The sequence below is a fragment of the Candidatus Pelagibacter bacterium nBUS_49 genome (assembly GCF_051200925.1).
Classification (GTDB): domain Bacteria; phylum Pseudomonadota; class Alphaproteobacteria; order Pelagibacterales; family Pelagibacteraceae; genus Pelagibacter.
In genome coordinates, this window is the sequence record NZ_CP172837.1 from 1,055,550 (window position 1) to 1,075,225 (window position 19,676).

Annotated in this window: 18 protein-coding genes and 1 pseudogene; 6 read left to right on the forward strand and 13 right to left on the reverse strand. The window is 29.5% G+C overall.

Going from position 1 to position 19,676, the window contains the following annotated elements; all coding sequences use genetic code 11:
- Positions 1-109 precede the first annotated feature (109 nt).
- From carA to ACIJYF_RS05800, 4 genes are all read left to right on the forward strand, one after another.
- A complete protein-coding gene (carA, locus tag ACIJYF_RS05785) occupies positions 110-1,303 on the forward strand; it encodes a glutamine-hydrolyzing carbamoyl-phosphate synthase small subunit (RefSeq protein WP_435115962.1) in 1,194 nt (397 codons plus the stop codon).
- A complete protein-coding gene (gene carB / locus ACIJYF_RS05790; protein ID WP_435115964.1) occupies positions 1,281-4,505 on the forward strand; it encodes a carbamoyl-phosphate synthase large subunit in 3,225 nt (1,074 codons plus the stop codon). Before carA ends, carB begins: the two co-directional genes overlap by 23 nt.
- Positions 4,506-4,609: 104 nt before the next feature.
- Positions 4,610-6,481, forward strand: coding sequence for a glycosyltransferase family 2 protein (locus ACIJYF_RS05795; RefSeq protein ID WP_435115966.1), 1,872 nt, complete (start codon positions 4,610-4,612; stop codon positions 6,479-6,481).
- A 2-nt stretch (positions 6,482-6,483) separates the two neighbouring features.
- Positions 6,484-8,088: an EAL domain-containing protein gene (locus tag ACIJYF_RS05800; RefSeq protein ID WP_435115968.1), complete on the forward strand. Its 1,605-nt coding sequence runs from the start codon at positions 6,484-6,486 to the stop codon at positions 8,086-8,088.
- Position 8,089: 1 nt separating this feature from the next.
- Here the strand turns inward: ACIJYF_RS05800 and ccoS are convergent, their stop codons facing one another.
- The 8 genes from ccoS to ccoN are packed head-to-tail and all read right to left on the reverse strand — an operon-like array spanning position 8,090 to position 15,504.
- Positions 8,090-8,251: a cbb3-type cytochrome oxidase assembly protein CcoS gene (gene ccoS, locus ACIJYF_RS05805; protein ID WP_435115970.1), complete on the reverse strand. Its 162-nt coding sequence runs from the start codon at positions 8,249-8,251 to the stop codon at positions 8,090-8,092.
- 2 nt (positions 8,252-8,253) lie between these two features.
- Positions 8,254-10,473, reverse strand: a complete 2,220-nt coding sequence (locus ACIJYF_RS05810; RefSeq protein ID WP_435115972.1) for a heavy metal translocating P-type ATPase — start codon at positions 10,471-10,473, stop codon at positions 8,254-8,256.
- Positions 10,425-10,886: a FixH family protein gene (locus tag ACIJYF_RS05815; RefSeq protein WP_435115974.1), complete on the reverse strand. Its 462-nt coding sequence runs from the start codon at positions 10,884-10,886 to the stop codon at positions 10,425-10,427. The genes ACIJYF_RS05810 and ACIJYF_RS05815 overlap by 49 nt, the downstream gene beginning before the upstream one ends.
- Before the next feature lies 1 nt (position 10,887).
- Positions 10,888-12,309 carry a cytochrome c oxidase accessory protein CcoG gene (gene ccoG, locus ACIJYF_RS05820; protein ID WP_435115976.1) on the reverse strand — a complete coding sequence of 474 codons (1,422 nt, stop codon included), beginning with the start codon at positions 12,307-12,309 and terminating at the stop codon, positions 10,888-10,890.
- Positions 12,310-12,319: 10 nt separating this feature from the next.
- On the reverse strand, positions 12,320-13,198 hold the full coding sequence (ccoP, locus tag ACIJYF_RS05825) for a cytochrome-c oxidase, cbb3-type subunit III (protein WP_435096052.1): 879 nt from the start codon (positions 13,196-13,198) through the stop codon (positions 12,320-12,322).
- Positions 13,182-13,352, reverse strand: coding sequence for a hypothetical protein (locus tag ACIJYF_RS05830; RefSeq protein ID WP_435085403.1), 171 nt, complete (start codon positions 13,350-13,352; stop codon positions 13,182-13,184). Before ACIJYF_RS05830 ends, ccoP begins: the two co-directional genes overlap by 17 nt.
- A complete protein-coding gene (ccoO, locus tag ACIJYF_RS05835; RefSeq protein ID WP_435115978.1) occupies positions 13,349-14,089 on the reverse strand; it encodes a cytochrome-c oxidase, cbb3-type subunit II in 741 nt (246 codons plus the stop codon). The genes ACIJYF_RS05830 and ccoO overlap by 4 nt, the downstream gene beginning before the upstream one ends.
- A complete protein-coding gene (ccoN, locus tag ACIJYF_RS05840) occupies positions 14,086-15,504 on the reverse strand; it encodes a cytochrome-c oxidase, cbb3-type subunit I (RefSeq protein WP_435115980.1) in 1,419 nt (472 codons plus the stop codon). Before ccoN ends, ccoO begins: the two co-directional genes overlap by 4 nt.
- A gap of 80 nt (positions 15,505-15,584) precedes the next feature.
- Here ccoN and ACIJYF_RS05845 point away from each other — a divergent pair, with 80 nt between their 5' ends.
- Positions 15,585-15,797 carry a heme exporter protein CcmD gene (locus ACIJYF_RS05845; RefSeq protein ID WP_435089843.1) on the forward strand — a complete coding sequence of 71 codons (213 nt, stop codon included), beginning with the start codon at positions 15,585-15,587 and terminating at the stop codon, positions 15,795-15,797.
- Between the two features lie 44 nt (positions 15,798-15,841).
- Positions 15,842-16,030 (forward strand): hypothetical protein, encoded by a 189-nt coding sequence (locus ACIJYF_RS05850; RefSeq protein WP_435115982.1) that lies wholly within the window; start codon positions 15,842-15,844, stop codon positions 16,028-16,030.
- A 2-nt stretch (positions 16,031-16,032) separates the two neighbouring features.
- Here the strand turns inward: ACIJYF_RS05850 and ACIJYF_RS05855 are convergent, their stop codons facing one another.
- The 5 genes and pseudogenes from ACIJYF_RS05855 to nirK all read right to left on the reverse strand — a co-directional run.
- Positions 16,033-16,716: a 2OG-Fe(II) oxygenase gene (locus tag ACIJYF_RS05855; RefSeq protein WP_435115983.1), complete on the reverse strand. Its 684-nt coding sequence runs from the start codon at positions 16,714-16,716 to the stop codon at positions 16,033-16,035.
- A gap of 12 nt (positions 16,717-16,728) precedes the next feature.
- On the reverse strand, positions 16,729-17,817 hold the full coding sequence (locus ACIJYF_RS05860; protein ID WP_435085412.1) for a ribonucleotide-diphosphate reductase subunit beta: 1,089 nt from the start codon (positions 17,815-17,817) through the stop codon (positions 16,729-16,731).
- A 2-nt stretch (positions 17,818-17,819) separates the two neighbouring features.
- Positions 17,820-18,242, reverse strand: coding sequence for a plastocyanin/azurin family copper-binding protein (locus ACIJYF_RS05865; RefSeq protein WP_435089849.1), 423 nt, complete (start codon positions 18,240-18,242; stop codon positions 17,820-17,822).
- Positions 18,239-18,472, reverse strand: coding sequence for a hypothetical protein (locus tag ACIJYF_RS05870; RefSeq protein WP_435115985.1), 234 nt, complete (start codon positions 18,470-18,472; stop codon positions 18,239-18,241). The genes ACIJYF_RS05865 and ACIJYF_RS05870 overlap by 4 nt, the downstream gene beginning before the upstream one ends.
- 4 nt (positions 18,473-18,476) lie before the next feature.
- Positions 18,477-19,502: pseudogene (nirK, locus tag ACIJYF_RS05875) on the reverse strand (copper-containing nitrite reductase); the annotation flags it as partial.
- Positions 19,503-19,676 lie beyond the last annotated feature (174 nt).

The following is a 19,676-nucleotide window of genomic DNA, read 5'->3' on the forward strand; positions in this document are numbered from 1 at the left end:
GAAAGATAAAATTCTTCAAAAGAAAAATTGTTTTTTTACAATTTTATAATACATCTCTGTTGCGATAATAATGCAATTATTGTATTAACCTCTAACTCATGAGTTGTAATTGATCAAAAAAGCAAAAAAATCGAACTCAAAAAATTCACAAATCAGTACAGGCATTTTAGTTCTTGAAAACAATAAGATTTTTAGAGGAATTGGAATTGGCTACCAAGGAGAAGCAACAGGTGAGGTTTGTTTTAATACATCACTAACTGGCTACCAAGAAATTATATCGGATCCTTCTTATGCTGGGCAAATCATAAACTTTACCTTTCCTCACATTGGAAATGTTGGAACTAATAAAGAAGATCACGAGTTTGATAAAATATGGACTAAAGGAGTAGTGTTTAATTCAGAGATAACTTCTCCCTCGAACTATAGATCTTTTCAACATTTAGATGCGTGGCTGAAGAAGAACAAAATAGTTGGAATTACAGGATTAGATACTAGAAGTTTAACTAATTTCATAAGAGATAAAGGTGCTCCAAAAGGAACTATTGCTTACAATAAAAATGGCAAATTCAATATCAGCAAATTAACTAATTCAACGATTAAATGGAGTGGATTAAAAAATCTTGATCTTGCAGAAAAAGTTACAACACCAAAGAATTATATTTGGAAGGGCCTTAAAACTTGGAAAAAAGAAGCAGGTTTCATTAAAAATAACAAAAATACATTTCATGTAGTTGCAATTGATTATGGGATTAAGAAAAATATTTTAAGATATTTTTCTAACTTTAATTGTAAAGTAACTGTTGTCTCATGCAAAACACCTTCTGATAAAATTTTAGCTCTTAAGCCAAACGGTATATTTCTATCCAATGGTCCAGGAGATCCTGCTGCAACTGGTAAATATGCAATTAATATAATTAAAGATTTAATTAAAAAAAATTTACCAATATTTGGTATTTGTTTGGGCCATCAAATACTTGCATTAACATTAGGTGCTAAGACAAAAAAAATGAAGTTGGGTCATAGAGGAGCCAACCATCCAGTTAAAAATTTAATTCATGATAATGTTGAAATTACAAGTCAAAATCATGGCTTTGAAGTAGTTAAAGAAAATTTACCAAAGAATATTCAAGTTACACATAAATCTCTTTTTGATAACAGTATTGAGGGTATCAAATTAAAAAACAAACCAGTATTTTCTGTTCAATATCACCCTGAGTCAAACCCAGGACCACAAGACAGTGTTTATTTATTTCAAGAATTTATTAACAACATGAAAAAAAATGCCAAAAAGAAAAGATCTTAAAAAAATATTAGTCGTTGGAGCTGGTCCAATTATTATTGGTCAAGCTTGCGAATTTGATTACTCAGGGACACAAGCTTGTAAAGCTTTAAGAGATGAGGGTTATAAAGTTGTACTAATTAACTCAAATCCAGCAACAATAATGACTGACCCTGATGTTGCGGATAAAACTTATATTGAGCCTATTACTTTAGAAGTTTTAGAAAAAATTATTAAAAAAGAGAAACCAGATGCAATTCTTCCAACCATGGGAGGTCAAACAGCTCTAAATCTTGCAATGGAAGCTGAGAAAAAAGGAATTCTTAAAAAATATAAAATAGAATTAATCGGTGCAAACTCTAAAGCAATATCTAACGCAGAAGACAGAAAAAAGTTTAGAAAAAACATGATCGATATTGGTTTAGATCTACCTAAATCTGAGATCGTCAATAATATTAATCAAGCATCTAAAGTTTTAAAGAAAATTGGTTTACCAGCAATTATTAGACCTGCATTTACACTTGGAGGTCTAGGAGGTGGAATTGCTAAAAATGAAAAAGAATATCTAAAAATTATTAAAAGTGGATTACACGAATCTCCTGTCAGCCAAGTTCTAGTTGAAGAGTGCTTAGAAGGTTGGAAAGAATTTGAGATGGAAGTTGTAAGAGATAAAAAAGACAACTGTATCATCATCTGTTCGATTGAAAATATTGATCCAATGGGAATACATACTGGAGACTCTGTAACTGTTGCCCCTGCTCTAACATTAACTGATAAAGAATATCAAGTAATGAGAAATGCATCCATTGCTTGTTTAAGAAAAATTGGAGTTGAGACAGGTGGATCAAATGTTCAATTTGCAATCAATCCTAAAAATGGTCGAATGGTTGTAATTGAAATGAACCCAAGAGTTTCTCGTTCATCTGCACTTGCATCAAAAGCAACTGGATTTCCAATTGCTAAAGTTGCTGCAAAACTTGCTGTTGGTTACACTTTGGATGAATTAAAAAATGAAATTACAAAAGTAACTCCCGCATCATTTGAACCTAGTATTGATTATGTTGTAACTAAAATTCCTAGATTTACATTTGAAAAATTTTCAACTTCACCTGCAACCTTAGGCACATCTATGAAATCAGTTGGGGAAGCTATGGCTATTGGTAGAAACTTTAAAGAGTCGCTTCAAAAAGCATTAGTTTCACTTGAAACAGGATTTTCTGGATTAGATAGAATATTTGATCTAAATAAAAAACAAATTGAAAAGAAACTTAAAGAAAGTATTCCAAATAAAATTTTATTAGTTGCTGAGGCGATAAGAAAAAAGATCGATTTAAAGAGAATATTTACTTTATCAAAAATTGACCCTTGGTTCTTAGAACAAATTAAAGAAATTGTAGATAATGAAACTAAGATTAAAAATAAAGGATTACCTAAAGATTTTAATGAGTTTAACCGAATAAAATCTATTGGTTTTTCTGATAAAAAACTGTCTGAACTTACAAAAACATCAGAAGATGCTGTCAGACGTAAAAGAACTGCTCTTAAAATATTACCCGTATTTAAGAAAGTTGATACATGTGCGGCTGAGTTTAAATCGTTTACTCCTTATATGTATTCTACATATCAAAGAAATTTTTCAATTAATTCTGAGTGTGAGGCCGATCCATCAGCTAAGAAAAAAATCATAATACTAGGTGGTGGACCAAATAGAATAGGACAAGGAATTGAGTTTGATTATTGTTGCTGTCAGGCAAGTTTTGCACTAAAGGATGCTGGTTTTGAAACCATCATGATCAATTGTAATCCTGAAACGGTTTCAACTGACTATGATACTAGTGACCGGTTGTACTTTGAACCTTTAAAAGAAGAATATGTATTTAATATAATTAAAAAAGAAAAAGAAAAAGGAAACCTAGTTGGTATTATTGCTCAGTTTGGTGGCCAAACTCCAATTAAACTTGCTAAATTTTTACATGATAACAAACTGCCAATTTTAGGAACGCAGTACACATCAATTGATTTAGCAGAAGATAGAGATCTGTTTAGAAATCTTCTTAATAAATTAAAATTAAAGCAAGCTGAAAGTGGAATTGCTAAAACATTCAAGCAAGCCATTCAAATAGCAGAAAAGATTGGTTTGCCGTTAATGGTTAGACCTTCATATGTATTAGGGGGAAGAGCAATGGAAATTGTTCATGAAAAAAGCCAGCTTAAAAACTTTGTTGAAGAAGCTTTTAAAGCAGCTGAAGAAAATCCAATTTTAATTGATAAATTTATTGATCATGCAATGGAAGTTGATGTTGATGCAATATCAGATGGAAAACAAGTTCATGTAGCAGGCATCATGCAACATATTGAAGAAGCTGGAATTCATTCTGGAGACTCAGCTTGTAGCCTACCTCCAATATCAATTAAGCCATACTTGATTAAAGAAATTGAAAATCAAACTAAGAAATTAGCTTTAGCTTTAAAAGTTAAAGGTTTTATGAACATTCAATTTGCAATTAAAAAGGATGAGATTTATGTCATCGAAGTAAATCCTCGAGCTAGTAGAACAGTACCATTTGTATCAAAAGCAAAAGGTCTTCCGCTTGCTAAAATTGCATCACGTGTAATGGCTGGTGAAAAATTATCTAAGTTTAATTTAAAAGATAAATCTAAAGGAATGTATGCTGTAAAAGAAGCTGTGTTTCCTTTTAACAAATTTCCAAACAGTGATTTACTTCTAGGGCCTGAAATGAAATCAACAGGTGAAGTAATGGGGTTTGATAAAAATTTTGGAATGGCATTTGCTAAAAGTCAAATTGGTGCTGCTAACTCATTACCAAAACAAGGATTAGCATTCGTATCCTTAAAAGATTCTCACAAAGATGAAGGGATAGACTTAGCTAAAGAGCTAATTAAATTAAATTTTACACTTTGTGCAACTAAAGGTACTGCAGAATATTTTAGAAAGTATAAAATTAAATGTAGAATTATTAATAAAGTAAGTAGTGGATCTCCTCATATAGTCGATGTCTTAGATTTAAAAAAAATCGCACTAGTCATTAATACGGGTGGAGGAAATACTGAGCACAGACTAAATGATGCTATTGCACTTAGAAGAGCAACACTAAAGAATAAAGTTCCATATTGCACCAACATGTCGACTGCTCAAGCATGCTTGGAAGCTATCAAATCTCTTAAAACTAAAAAATTAGAAGTAACTGCTCTTCAAGATATTTAAAAAAACCTAAAATGGTGAAATTGAATCTTCAAAAAATTTTTTTTTTTTATAAAAATATAGAAAATTAATTTTTAATAATTATTTTTAACAAAACTTAATAAGCAATGTTGCAATTTTATAATACTAAAATTTTATCATTTCCAAGATCCAGAAAAATTATACAGGACGAAAAATTTAATGTTAGAAAATACAAAGGGTTTAATTTAATAAATCTAAAACCTGAATTAAAAAAAATATCTCAAAAAATAATTAATAGAAAAAAAATTTCAAATTTAGATTATTATAAAACTATATCGAGCCTACATGGTTATGATTTCATTTTGTATAATGAAATTATAAGAAATAAAAAAATATCAAAAGATTTATCAAATTTTAGAAAAAAAAATAAACACATTTCGTACCTTGAAAATAGATGCCACCCTTTTTCAAAGCAAGATGATAAAATTTTAATTTTAACAACAAATATAGATAGAAAATTAATAGATTTTTTATTGTCTGAATATCAAAAGGATCAAATAAAAATTGTATTAACAACACCTAGGGATCTAAAATTATTTTTTCAAAAAATTTATAAAAGAACGGATACTAAAAATGCATCTGAATTGCTTCATATTAGAGAACCTAAATTATCTGCAAAAAAAGTTTTTTCCCTGAAACTTACAATTTTTTTATTGTCATTAATTGGGACGTTAGTCACCTGTGGCTATAAATATCCAGCTGAAACCTCTTTTTGTTTTGCCGCTTTTTGTACGTGTGTTTTTTTAATTAATTCATCATTTAGGGTTTGGCTTTTTGTAGTGGCTATTTATTTAAAATTTAAAAATAGATATAAAAAAGAAATCCCCATTTTAGGACAAAAGAATTTACCTACGTACTCAATATTGATTCCTATATATAAAGAAACTGAAGTTTTAAAAAAACTTATTAAAAATATATCTGCATTAAAATACCCAAAGAAAAAACTTGATGTAAAATTAATCTTTGAAGAAGAAGATTTAGAGACTATTGAATTAGCAAAAAAATTAAATCCACCTCATTTTTTTGAATTCATTATCGTACCTAAAAGTTATCCACAAACAAAACCTAAGGCATGTAATTATGCTTTAACATTTTGTCGGGGTGAATATGTTTGTATTTATGACGCTGAAGATAAACCTGAGACAGATCAATTATTAAAAGCTGTAGCTAAATTTAGATCTTTGCCCGATGATTATGTCTGTTTGCAAGCATCTCTTAATTATTACAATCAAGGTTATAATTATTTAACTCGGTTATTTTCATTGGAATACGCCCAATGGTTTGATTGGTTTTTACCTGGTTTAAATAAATTTAAATCTCCAATTCCTTTAGGAGGAACATCTAATCATTTTAAAAGAAAAAAATTATACGAACTTTATAATTGGGACTCTTACAATGTGACTGAAGATGCGGATCTAGGTGTTCGTATTTATCAAAAAGGATTTAAGACAACAATTTTAAATTCTACTACATGGGAAGAGGCAACCGGTAGCAAAAGAGCTTGGATTAAACAAAGAACAAGATGGATTAAAGGACACATGATTACTGTCTTAATTCATAATAGAAATCCATTTAAATTTTTATGGAGAACTGGTTTAAGGGGATTTGCAGGATTTCATTTATTTTTAACATTACCATTAATAAACTTCTTAATTAATCCCTTTGCTATTTTACAAGGATTTTTCTTGCTTACATCGCCTGATTATTCAAGCTGGGTGGGGTTTGGAGATGATTTATTAACATATTTTATTTATGGAATACTTTTATACAATTTATCTAATATTTTTATGTCAATGGTAGCAGGTATAAATAGAAAATTTAGTAAATTATATTTTATCTTACCGCTAGTTCCTATTTATTGGATGTTGCATAGTTATGCAGCTTTCATCGGACTTTTTGAAGTAATAACCAAGCCACATTATTGGGCCAAGACTACACATGGTAAATATTTAACTTAAATATGATAAAATTATTAATAAGTTTAAAAACAACACATAAAGTTTTACTTTTATTAATTTTATCTATTCTAATATTTTCAGTTTTTTTTTTAATTCATTTATTCTCACCTGTTCACGATCATGAGTTTGAAAGTATTAATGATATTATCAAAAATAATTTTATTATTGTTTTTTATTATGAAGCTGTATTTGTTTTTATATTATTTATTTTATTAATAATATTTTTATCTTATGTTGTAATTAAAACAGATAAATTGGAAAGAATAGTTAATGTTGATGAACTTACAAATATTCAAACAAGAAGAAGTTTCTTTTTTAATAATGGTGATAATAATAAAAGAACATTTGATTATTTAATTCTAATTATTGATATTGATTATTTTAAAAGTGTTAATGATAGTTATGGTCATAATGTTGGTGACAAATATTTAAAAAAATTTGGTCAAGAACTAATAAAAATTGGAGGAGAAAGTTTAAATTCTGTAAGATTAGGTGGTGAAGAATTTGCACTACTTTTCAATTTAAAAGATATTGAAAAAAAATATGAAACTGCAAAAGGATATAAAGATTTTACTCTATCTCAAAAGATAAATAAATTTTCAAAATCTATTCATAATAAATTGAATAGTATTTTCTTAGATGATAATAAGATATTAATACAAAAAACGTGTTCATTTGGTTCTGCGTTACTTCCTGTTGATGGTAAAATTTCAGATGCTTTATCATACGCCGACAGAGCTTTGCAAGTTGTTAAAAAAAAAGGTCGTAATAATTATAAATTTGCAGATGATAAATTTATTGCTACCTCTATGGAATTAAATGAAATTATTACACTTGATGGATTAAGTGAAGCTCTTAAAAAAAGTCAATTAAGTTTTTATTTTCAACCTATTATTGATGTAAAAAATAATTCAATTAAATTTTTTGAATGTTTAATAAGATGGACTAAGCCTAATGGCACTATACTTTTACCAAAAGATTTCTTATCTAAATTTATTCACTTAAATGCAAGATCTATGAAAGAAGGTACTAGAATATGGAGAACGGTTTTTGATAAAAGTTTTAAAAATATTAATATCGATAAAAGGATAAAATTTTCAATTAATTTTCAAATGTCTCACTTTGCAAATATTGGAGCAGGAAAGCTAGTGATGGAAGAAATAGAATATATAAAAACTTTAATTGATAATGAAATAATAGTAGAAATTACAGAAGCGCAAAATAATAGAATTGATGACAAAGCGGCCAATAAGGAAATACAATATGCGAAAAATCAAGGAGTGTCAGTTGCTTTAGATGATTATGGAGTAAAAGGAAGTAATCTTGAACGTTTGATTAATACACCCTGGAATATCATTAAATTAGATAAACAGTTAATTGATAATGTTGTAACTAATAAACGCTCTCGTGTTGCGGTAGAAGGAATTAAAACAATGGCAACTAGATTAGATAATCAAATAATAGCTGAAGGAGTTGAAACTAAAGAGCAGCTAAAATATCTAAAAGAAATTGGTATAAATTTAATACAAGGTTTTTTATTTTCCAAACCGATGCCAGGTAGCGAAATTGAAAGTTTTACAAAAGAATTTAATGCTAAATATCAATAGACTAGTCTCTATCATTTTTTTCTTTTTCTTCTTCAATCAAAATTCTTTCAGAAGCTCCTTTTAGATCTTCGTATTGATTATTTTTTAACGTCCATAAAAATGCTAGTAACCCTATTAAACCAAGAGTAAGTGCAATAGGTATAAGATAGAGCAAAATATTCATGATTAAAATTTTTTCCTTTTTAGATTTAAACGAAAACTATTTCCAATTACAAATAGTGAAGAACTTGACATTGCAATAGCTGCAATTAATGGTGTGACCAAACCTATGATCGCCATAGGAATAGCAAAGATATTATAAATAACTGCCATTAAAAAATTTTGTTTGATTAATAAAACAGATTTTTTTGCAACTTTAATACAACTAATAATTGGAAATAGTTTTTCACCTTGAAAAACAATGTCTGCAGTATTTTGGGTAATATCCATTGCGGTTGATGGTGAAATAGATACATCAGCTTCAGCCAGCGATGGGGCATCATTCAAACCATCTCCGACCATCAGAATTTCTTTATTTTGTAATTTTAATTTTCTAATAAATTCACTTTTCATTTCTATTGAAAATTCAGAATAATAATCATTTATACTAAGGTGTTTTGCTATTCTTTTTACTACCTCATTTCGATCACCAGATAAAATTATTGGAATAACTCCTAATTTTTTAATCTCATCAATTACATCCTTGGTGTCTTCTCTTAATTGATCCTCAAAACTAAAACAGATTTTTTTTTCATTTTCTACCGAAAGCCATATCTCTGAAAAAATTTCATCTTCATCTTTTTGTGAAGGACAAGACCAATTTTTTTTTCCTAGTTTTAATAATTTACCTTTAAAATATCCTTCCATTCCACAACCAATTATTTCTTTTACATTATCTAAATTAAGTAATTTGCCATTAAATTGATTACAAATAGATCTTGAAAAAGGATGTTTGCTATAATGTGCTAACGATGCTGCAATTTGTAGATCTTCTTCTGAGTATGATCCTATTAAATTAGGCTTACCCACTGTTAGTGTTCCTGTCTTATCTAAAATTACATATTTCACTTTTGATAATTTTTCCAAAGCATCACCAGATTTTAAATAGATGCCTTTTTTCATAAGCGAATTATTTGCTAATACCTGAACGACTGGAACAGCTAAACCTAAAGCACAGGGACATGTAATAATTAATACGGTTACCGCTATTAAAAGTGAGGGTTGCCAAGCTAAATCAGCGAACATCCACCATCCAATAAATGTAAATAAGCCAGTTAAATGTACTATTGGTGTGTATAATTTGGCTGCTTTATCAGCAATTCTGGTGTACTTGGATTTACTTATCTCTGCTTTTTCCATTAGTTTCACAATGTTTGTGAGTAAATTATTTTCTGTAGATTTAGAAACTTCAATTTGAATTGGTGCTGAAATGTTAATTGTACCGGCAAATACATTATCATTTATATTTGCTTTTTTAGGTAATGTTTCACCACTAATAAGACTTAAATCTATTTCTGTAGATCCGTTTAGAATAATTCCATCTGCAGGTATTTTTTCTCCTATAGAAATTGTAATAATATCTCCTGCCCTTATGTCTTTTATCGGAACAATTACTTGTTTTTCATCTTTTATAACTGTTGCTGTGCCACCTAAAGCTGACAGTAATTCTTTAGCAGATTTTTTTGCCTTACCTTTTGCTAAAACATCTAGATATCTACCAATTAGTAAAAAAAATAATAACATTATCGCAGAGTCGAAATAGATATGTTCACCATTATTAACTGTTTCAAAAAAACTAATTAAACTAGTTAGAATTACTGCCAATGAAATTGGCACATCCATATTTGTATTTTTTTTAAGCAAAACTTTTAATGCCGAATAAAAAAATGGTCTCCCAGAATAAATTATTGCTGGTAGTGCAATTAAACTTGAAATCCATTGAAATAGTTCTCTTGTTGCAAATCCCATTGTCTCAACTGATGATGACCACAAGCCAACTGAAATTAACATTAAATTCGCTGCTGCAAAACCTGACACTGCAATAGATCTTATTAAGATTTTTTTATTTTCCTCAAAATTATTATCTAAATTATCAACATCATATAAACTTATTGGATATCCTAACCCAGATACAATTTTAGCAAATTTATCTGCTAATTTTTTTTCTCCTACCCACTTAATTTCTAATTTTTCAGTAGACATATTTACTCTTACAAAAAAAACATTTTCTAGAGTGTAAAGTGATTTTTCAATAAGATGGATACATGAAGCACAGTGAATATTTTTTACTTTAAAAATAATACTATTATTATTTTTTGGATCAATTTTAACAAAAGGAGAAAATAATTTATTTATCTCTATTTTATTAAAATTCGTTTTATTGTTTGATATTTGTGTTTGTTCCATATTACCAATATCTTTACATCCCACTGTCCTTTTAAAGGAAATTTAATTAATTTTTGGAATTTACCATTTGTTTTTTTTTCTAATTTAATTGAAAAATCATAACCAGTTTGAGTTGGTCTAACTAAAAAAGCTGTAACAGAAGCTCCATCAAAACTATCTTTTTTTTCATTTTCTAAATAAAAATTTAGAAAATCATCTTGATAAATGATTTCACTTTTCCAATTTAAATCACTTTGTTTTTTACTAGCCTCAATTATTTTGTTGTAATTTAATCCTTGATTGTAAGCGTTCTCAGTTACTACACCTCTATGAGTTGAGGTTGCTAGATAAACAAATATGCTATCTAAAATTATCAAAATAACGAAGAAAACTATAAAATAATGAGGAAAACTGTTATTTTTTTGCTTAATCATACTAATATTTCCCACTAATAAATATGTTTTCTACTGTATCCGATATTTCATCATCTAATTCTTTAATATTGAAAATTACTTTTTTTCGAACCTCTTTATTTTTATCCGCTATAAGAAAAATACGATAATGACCAACACTATTAGCCACAACAGGTAAGTTGTTAGAAGATAAACTTTCTATACCTTGAATTTTAATTTTTGAATTTTTTAGACCTTCAATAGAGAGTGAATATTTCTTACTTTTAAATGATTTGTTGAGAATTTTAATATCATAACTATTTCTTATTTGACCATTTGAAAGTTTTACAAATAATGGATTTCTATCATGCAAAACATTAAGTTCTAGAATTGATCTATTCAACAACATATAAAGAATTGCGGCACTTAAAATAAGAAGTATTGATAAATAACTGTATATACGTCCTCTTAATAGGCTTTTTTTTTCTTTTTCATTTCTAAAACGTCTACCTTTATTTTTTTCTGTGTCATATCTAATTAATCCTGCTGGTAGATTAATTTTCTTCATAATCTTATTGCATGCATCTATACACAAACCACAGGCAATACATTCCATTTGCAAACCTTGTCTTATATCAATGCCCATAGGACAAACTTGAATACATTCTGTACAATTGATGCAGTGGCCTTTGTTCTCCCAACTATCACCAGCTTTATGTTTGCCTCTTGGCTCTCCCCTAAATTCATCATAACTTATAATTAATGTATCCCTATCAAACATTGCTGACTGAAACCGAGCATAGGGACACATATAAGTACAAACCTGCTCTCTTGCAAAACCAGCCATCAAATAAGTTGAAAAAGTTAAAACTACAATCCAGCTTAAAACAGACCAAGGAACATCAAAATTTATAATTTGTTCTAATAATGTTGGTGCATCATTAAAATAAAAAACCCACGCACCTCCAGTTAATATTGCAATTACGATCCAAGCTATATGAGTTGATAGTTTTCTCCATATTTTGTTAAAACTGATCGGTGCATTGCTTAATTTCATTCTAGAGTTACGATCTCCTTGAAAAATTCTTTCCACCCAAACAAATAAATCAGTCCAAACAGTTTGTGGACACGCATAACCACACCAGGCACGCCCTACAAGACTTGTGCTTAAAAACAATGCTACTGCTAGGAATATTAATATTCCAGTTAAGAAATAAATTTCCTGTGGCCATATCTCAATAAAAAAAAAGTATGCTCTTCTATTTGGCATATCAATTAATATTGCTTGATTTGGTATCTGTGGACCTCTATCCCATCTTATCCAAGGAGCAAAATAATAAACAAACAATGTGCATGTCATAATAATCCATTTTATTTTTCTAAATTTTCCCCAAACTCTTTTTGGAAAGATAATTTTTTGCTCAGAAAACAAACGTAGTGGATTTTTTTCCAAACTTTCTTGCATAATTAATGTCTTATTGTGACGCTGATAGTGAATGAATATATAAAGCTAACATTCTTATAGTTGGGTCATCTAAACGATCCTCCCAAGCAGGCATAATTCCATGTTTTGGCTTTTTAATTTGAGAAATAATGCTCGATTTATCACCACTACTATAAAACCAAATATTATCTCTCAAATTAGGAGCGCCCAATTCTTGAATTCCCTCACCATTATTTCCATGACAAGCAGCACAATTATCAGCAAATAAGGTATTTTCACTTGATTGGTTGTTATTTTCATTGAGAGATAAGATGTATTCAGCCAACTCATTAATTTGCTCATCATTTAAAACTTCTGCAAACTCTGGCATTTCAGAATATTTACCTTCATCATGACCAGATCGAATACCATATTTTATGGATGAATAAATTTGCTCAACGTTTCCTCCCCACAACCAATCATCATCGTTTAAATTAGGATACCCCTTGGCTCCAGCGGCACCTGATCCATGACATGTTGCACAATTATCTCTAAATGCCGCTTTACCTCCTGCTACTGCATAAGTGTAAGATTTTTTATCTTTAAGTATTTCGTCAAATGAGGTTGCTTTAAAAAACTCTTTATAATTTTCTCTAATGTCTAATATTTCTTTTTGATTGTCTCTTAATTTTTTGTATTGAGTCCAATCTAGTATTCCAACTGTACCTCCACGATAACCGCTTCCAGTCAAAGTTGGCCAAGAAGGATAAACAATCCAATAACCAACTGACCAAATTACTGTAACTATAAATACCCATATCCACCACCTTGGTGCAGGTGTATTTAATTCTTTTAAACCATCCCACTCATGTCCAGTAGTTTCTTGGCCTGTTATTTTATCAATCTCTTTATTATTATTTTTTTCGGACATAGATTACTTTTTCATTTTTAATTGGTATAAATTTATGTGACTCAATTTTTTTCTTAAAATTTGGATTGAATAACCAAATAACAACTATTGAAAAAATAGAGAAAAAAATGACTAAACCTAAAACACCTGCATTGTCAGAAATAAAACCTATCATTTTTTTACCTCTTCAACTATTTGAGGATCATAATTTTTTAGATCCGCCATACTTCCTAAGACTTGAAGGTAAGAAATCAAAGCATCTAATTCTGTAGGTATATTTTCGTTACCATCAAAATTTCTAATATTTACTTTCTCTCCATATCTATTTCTTAAATTTTCTGCCATTTCTGTTTCTGGTCTTAATTGTGCAAGACCATCCTTTGAGGCATTTTCAATCATCTCCTTTGTGTAAGGAACACCAGTAATTTTTAATGCTCTCAGATGTTTTCCCATGTCATCAAAGCTTAAAACTCGATTACTTAAATGTTTGTAGCTAGGCATAATTGACTCTGGAACTACATTTTGAGGTTTGATTAAATGTTCTACATGCCATTCATCAGAATATTTGCCTCCTAAACGTGCAAGGTCTGGCCCTGTTCTTTTTGATCCCCATTGAAATGGGTGATCATACATACTTTCTGCTGCTAAAGAATAATGCCCGTAACGTTCAACTTCATCTCGTAATGGTCTGATTTGTTGACTGTGGCACGTATAGCAACCTTCTCTTAAATAAATATTAAATCCTTTAAGTTCTAAGGGTGTATAAGGTCTAACACCTTTAATTGGTTCAATTGTAGTTTCCAATCTAAAAAGTGGAACGATTTCAATTATGCCCCCAATTGAAACAGCTATAACCGTAAAAATTAATAATAGAATTGAGTTTTTTTCTAATTTTTTATGTTTTTCCATCATTGGATTTGAGCCTTTTGAGAAATTGTTGATTTATTTGTGCTGGGTATCTCTAAAGTTTTGATTAAATTGTAAATCATAATCAAAACACCAATAAAGAATAAAACTCCGCCAATACCTCTAATTAGATAAAATGGCTTCATCGCCATAACCGTTTCAACAAAAGAATACTCTAAAAACCCAAGATTATCGTAAGCTCTCCACATCAAACCCTGCATAATTCCTGATACCCACATTGAGGATATATAAAAAACAATACCAATAGTGGAAATCCAAAGATGAATATTAACTAATCTTAGTGAGTAAAGATTTTTTTTATTCCATAAAACTGGAAACAAATAATAAATTACACCAAAACTAATAAATGCTACCCAACCTAATGTGCCTGAATGAACATGGCCAATAGTCCAGTCAGTATAATGACTTAAAGCATTAACTTCTTTAATAGACATTAAAGGACCTTCAAAAGTACTCATCCCATAAAATGCTAGAGAAATTATCATAAATTTTAAAACAGGATCTTCTCGAAGTTTGTACCAAGCTCCAGATAACGTCATCATTCCATTTATCATTCCACCCCAACTAGGCATCCAAAGCATAATTGAAAAAGTCATACCTAATGTTTGAGCCCAATCTGGTAAGGCTGTGTAATGTAAATGATGGGGACCCGCCCAAATATATAAAAAAATTAAAGACCAGAAATGTAAAATAGATAATCTGTATGAGTAAATTGGTCGATTAGCTCTTTTTGGAATAAAATAATAAACCATTCCAAGAAATCCAGCTGTTAAAAAGAATCCTACTGCATTATGTCCATACCACCATTGGATCATTGCACTCTGAACACCTCCCCATAACGGGTAACTTTTTGCACTAAACAATGATACTGGAATTGAAACACCATTAACTAAATGTAGAACCGCAACTGTAACTATGAAAGCAAGAAAAAACCAGTTAGCTACATAAATGTGAGGTTCTTTTCTTTTTGTAAGTGTAACTAAATAAATTATTAAATATATTACCCAAACTATTGTTAACCATAAATCAGCATACCATTCTGGTTCAGCATATTCTTTACCTTGGGTAACTCCAAATAGATATCCTAAACCAGCCATTAAAATAAATGCCTGGTATCCCCAAAATGTAAAATTTGCCCATCCATCACCTGATAATCTAGTTTGGCAAGTTCTTTGAACTACAAAATAACTTGTTGCAAACAACACATTTCCACCAAAGGCAAATACTACAGCAGAAGTGTGTAGGGGGCGCAACCTACCAAATGTTAATAATGGTTCAAAATTTAATGATGGGAAAACCATCTGAAAAGCAATTAGTAAACCTGCTGCTAATCCTACTACAAGCCAAAATATAGATGCAATAGTAAATTTTTTAACTATCTCATCATTATAGTTGATCATTAAAAAGATATATCTTTTTTATTTTTTATTAGATTTGATACAGATCAATCTTTATTTAAAAAAAAAGGTTAAAAAATAATATGATTAATGAAATATTATATCTAAATGGCTATGGAATTTATATTTGGTCTGCATATATTTTTACACTTATAAGTTTTTCAATTTTACATTATTCAATTAAACGACAGTTTGAGAAAGAGAGAGAAATCTTTCGTAAAAAATTTGGTTTACTTGATAATGAAAAAAAACAAGCGGCTTACAGACAAGAAACTAATAGAAAATTATTGGCTTAAAACATAGCTTTTTTACAATATTTAGATTTATTAGATAGGAATTGATGAAAACAAGTTACTCAGGTCTTATTTTTTTATTTCTTGGAATTATATTTTTGTGGAAAGATATTAACCAGGTAGCAATGATATCTCATAGCAACACTTTATTTTCAATTAATGAAATGACTTGGATGTGGTTCTCAATGGCATTAATTCATTTCTTTCTTGTTAAAGAATGTAGTTGTAAAAAATAATTTTAATTCATTTTATAAAGTTCACTAGTACTTTTCCAATCACTTGATACATAATTTATAATCAAATTCCTTCTAACTCCAAAAATATATTGTTTAGGCACCCCATGCCAAGTGTCTTTACCCGGAACAAACATAAATCCTGTATTCTGCTTATAGGGTACTTTTGAATTGAAAGTTAAATCTTTATTATAAATTGTAGTTCCCCAATCTTTTGCATACGTGTTTGTATCACTTGAAAGATAAATTAAGAATGTTAACATTTTTTCTTTAATATCTAAATGTGGTTCTAGCCAAAAATCACCTGTATCTAATGTATACTCAATACGAAGTTTTCCTTTAGACAATTCTTGACTACAAATTGAACTTAACGTATTAATTATTCCATCACTATTAAAAATTTCTGCAATCTCTTCCATGCAATCATATTTTTTACAATTTTCATTATTAAAAAATATTCGTGATTTATTGTTGCTTTCTCTTTTACCTGAATAAGAATTTACAACTAGTGGATCAATTGGAAGTTTAAGAAATTTATCTACTAAATCTTTTGGGAGAACTTTATCAAATGCCCAGTGATTAAATGGGTCTTTAATTGATAAAGCATTATTTAAATTCTTTCTAACATCATTGTACTCTGAAAAATTTTCACATATTGGTTTATCTTTTATTTCAGTTTTATTTAGCATATCGTTTTCTCACTAATGTTTAGGTTTAAAAAATTCTGTTTCACCAATAACCTTATTTTTTTCAAGTAAATCAAAATAAGGTGATTTTAGATCTTCAAAAGCTTCCTGCCATGTACCTTGAGTTGCAGCTTTTGAATATTCTGTAGATCTACCTTCAAAAAAGTTCATATGCTCAACGGCATTTAATATTGAATCTAACCAAGTTAATGGATTTTTTTTGATATTATAAATTCTATCAAGTCCTAATTGAACAAGTCTTCTGTCTGCAATCCATCTTATATAATCTTTTACCTCTTGAGCTTTTAGATTTTCAAGCGGTCCCATTTCAAACGAAACATCTATGAAAGCATCTTCCTGTAATACTGCTATTCTACACGCTTCATAAATTTCATTTTTTAATTTATCCGTCCAAATTTCTTTATTTTCTTTAATGAACTCTTGAAATAACCTTATCATTGAATTGCAGTGCAAAGTTTCGTCTCTCACTGACCAAGTTATGATTTGTCCCATTCCTTTCATTTTATTATGACGTGGAAAGTTTAGTAAAATTGCAAAACTAGCAAATAATTGAACGCCCTCAGTAAAAGCACTAAATATTGCTAGTGTTTTTGCAATATTATGCAGTGAATTCACATCACATTTTTGAAGGTAATCATATTTATCCTTCATAGCTTTAATCTTTAAAAATTCAGAATATTCTGTCTCAGGCAAACCTATTGTGTCTAATAAGTGCGAATAGGCAGCAATATGAACAGTTTCCATTGCAGAGAATACAGACAACATCATTTTCACTTCTGTCGGTTTAAATACATTCATACAGTGACCCATATAATAGTTATTCACCTCAACATCTGCTTGTGTAAAAAATCTGAATATCTGTTTTAATAAATTTTTCTCTGAAGCCGAAATTACTTTTTGCCAATCTCTTACGTCATCTCCTAACGGCACTTCCTCTGGCAGCCAATGAATTCTTTGTTGCGTTAGCCAAGCATCATAACACCAAGGATATCTAAAGGGTTTATAAATTGGATCACCAGTCATTAATCCACTTTTATTTGGGAGCTTAGATATATCAGAATTATTTTTTACTGTTTGTGCCATTTTTATATTTGATCAATTAATGTTTGAGCTAATTTTTTAGACTGTCCAAAAAATCTTATTTTTTTAATCAAGTCTAAATTAGATCTATCATCACCAACGATAACAAACCCTATCATTCCTAAGCTCTTATGAGGAGTGCACCAATAGGCATAAATACCTGGAATAGTAAATTCATAACTTACATCTTCATTTAATCTAGATTTAAATTTTTCTACACCATCAGGTACGCCGCCTTTTATAAATTCAACATTATGCCCTTTGTCTGTTGATTCCCAAAAAACTTTGTCACCGACATTAATATTGATAATTTTTTTAGAATAAACCATTCTTTCTTTATCTAGCTTATTTAACATTTTAATATTTATTTCTTCACTCATTGCGTAATTAGAAAATATTAAAAAAAGTATTAATATATATTTTTTCATGATGTAAACAGTTTTCTCCTTTGTGTTTTTTTTAGATTTTTAATTTCTATATTCAAAATATCAGTATTATTTTTATAAAACTCAATCTCTTTTTTTAGAACATTTATAGTTTGAATAAATTTTTGAGACTCTTCATCCATTTCATCTTTGAGATATTTGTTTTCATTTTTTAATTTTGATATTTTTTCTAGTACTGTATTCTCATTCAAACTTTTATGGTATACTTGCATTTTATTAATCAACAATTCTTGTAGGCTCCATTATTTGTTCCATTAAATCATTATTCCATTTACCTGTTACTTTAACTTCAGCTTTTGCACCCAAGATAAACGCTTCAATAAGATTGTGATTTAGATAAACATAAGTTCCTGGTTGTCTAAATTTATAAACCATTGCTCCAGCTGCACCTCCTGGGACAAACCAAGTTTCTAAGTTAGTTCTTGGAGGATCATTAAACGATCCGTTTGGCCACACATAATCACCATGTCCACCAATTAAGTGAGGTCGTGTATCTCTATTTGCTTGTGCGTGGATAAACATTACTGTTTCACCTACCTTTGCAGTCAAAGCGTTGTCTCCCTCTAACGCACCTTCTGATCCATTAAATACAACATGGGTAGGTGTTAATGTTTTCATCACCTCTAAAACATCACTAAAACCATCACCAGGGTGAATATATTCTTTGTAATTTCCGTTCTCATCTTTTGGAAGATAAAAATCCTGTTCACCAATGTAAAAAGCTTTGTCATATGTGATTGGGTTGCCCTCTCTGTCTTTCAATCCATCTCTAGGTAAAACCATAACAGCGCCGTTCATTCCTTTAACAACGTGCCAAGGCACCATCGCACCACCTGGTGCACAGTGATAAACAAATACACCTGGTTTAGTTGCCTTCCATCTTAGTATTACTGCTTCACCTGGTAATATATGTGTTAGACCTCCTCCACCTAAAGCACCTGTTGCTGCGTGAAAATCTAAATTATGCTCAAAATTATTTTTTTTAGGATTGACTAATGTTAGCTCGATATAATCTCCAACATGGGCAACGATAAGTGGCCCTGGTACACTATCGTTAAAAGCAAAAACTCTGAACTTTGTTCCTTGTTTATCAATAGTGATAACTTTTTCTGTTATACTCATTCTCACTTTAATTACTTTGGGTCCCCCTTTTGCAATTATGTTATGAGTTGGAACTAATGGTGCTGGCACCAGCTCCTGAATGACTACAGGAAGCTTGTCTGCTTCACCACTTTTTGCCTGTAATGTAATTGAAATTAATATTAACGAGATAAAGATAGATATATATTTTTTTGTATTCATATTTTTGCCTATAATGTAATTGAAATTAATATTAAAGAGATAAAGATAGATATATAATTTTTTGTATCCATAAATATTACCTTAATGACTGATTCAAAATTTTATTTGATCTTG

Excerpts from the sequence above, each read along its gene's own strand:
- ACIJYF_RS05870 (WP_435115985.1), bottom strand. The coding sequence starts at position 18,472 with ATGCAAGTATACCATAAAAGTTTGAATGAGAATACAGTACTAGAAAAA.
- ACIJYF_RS05845 (WP_435089843.1), top strand. The coding sequence starts at position 15,585 with ATGATTAATGAAATATTATATCTAAATGGCTATGGAATTTATATTTGG.
- ACIJYF_RS05850 (WP_435115982.1), top strand. The coding sequence starts at position 15,842 with ATGAAAACAAGTTACTCAGGTCTTATTTTTTTATTTCTTGGAATTATA.
- ACIJYF_RS05795 (WP_435115966.1), top strand. The coding sequence starts at position 4,610 with ATGTTGCAATTTTATAATACTAAAATTTTATCATTTCCAAGATCCAGA.
- ACIJYF_RS05865 (WP_435089849.1), bottom strand. The coding sequence starts at position 18,242 with ATGAAAAAATATATATTAATACTTTTTTTAATATTTTCTAATTACGCA.
- ccoP (WP_435096052.1), bottom strand. The coding sequence starts at position 13,198 with ATGTCCGAAAAAAATAATAATAAAGAGATTGATAAAATAACAGGCCAA.
- ACIJYF_RS05815 (WP_435115974.1), bottom strand. The coding sequence starts at position 10,886 with ATGATTAAGCAAAAAAATAACAGTTTTCCTCATTATTTTATAGTTTTC.
- ccoO (WP_435115978.1), bottom strand. The coding sequence starts at position 14,089 with ATGATGGAAAAACATAAAAAATTAGAAAAAAACTCAATTCTATTATTA.
- carB (WP_435115964.1), top strand. The coding sequence starts at position 1,281 with ATGCCAAAAAGAAAAGATCTTAAAAAAATATTAGTCGTTGGAGCTGGT.
- ACIJYF_RS05830 (WP_435085403.1), bottom strand. The coding sequence starts at position 13,352 with ATGATAGGTTTTATTTCTGACAATGCAGGTGTTTTAGGTTTAGTCATT.
- ccoS (WP_435115970.1), bottom strand. The coding sequence starts at position 8,251 with ATGAATATTTTGCTCTATCTTATACCTATTGCACTTACTCTTGGTTTA.
- ACIJYF_RS05810 (WP_435115972.1), bottom strand. The coding sequence starts at position 10,473 with ATGGAACAAACACAAATATCAAACAATAAAACGAATTTTAATAAAATA.
- ACIJYF_RS05800 (WP_435115968.1), top strand. The coding sequence starts at position 6,484 with ATGATAAAATTATTAATAAGTTTAAAAACAACACATAAAGTTTTACTT.
- ccoN (WP_435115980.1), bottom strand. The coding sequence starts at position 15,504 with ATGATCAACTATAATGATGAGATAGTTAAAAAATTTACTATTGCATCT.
- ACIJYF_RS05855 (WP_435115983.1), bottom strand. The coding sequence starts at position 16,716 with ATGCTAAATAAAACTGAAATAAAAGATAAACCAATATGTGAAAATTTT.
- ACIJYF_RS05860 (WP_435085412.1), bottom strand. The coding sequence starts at position 17,817 with ATGGCACAAACAGTAAAAAATAATTCTGATATATCTAAGCTCCCAAAT.
- ccoG (WP_435115976.1), bottom strand. The coding sequence starts at position 12,309 with ATGCAAGAAAGTTTGGAAAAAAATCCACTACGTTTGTTTTCTGAGCAA.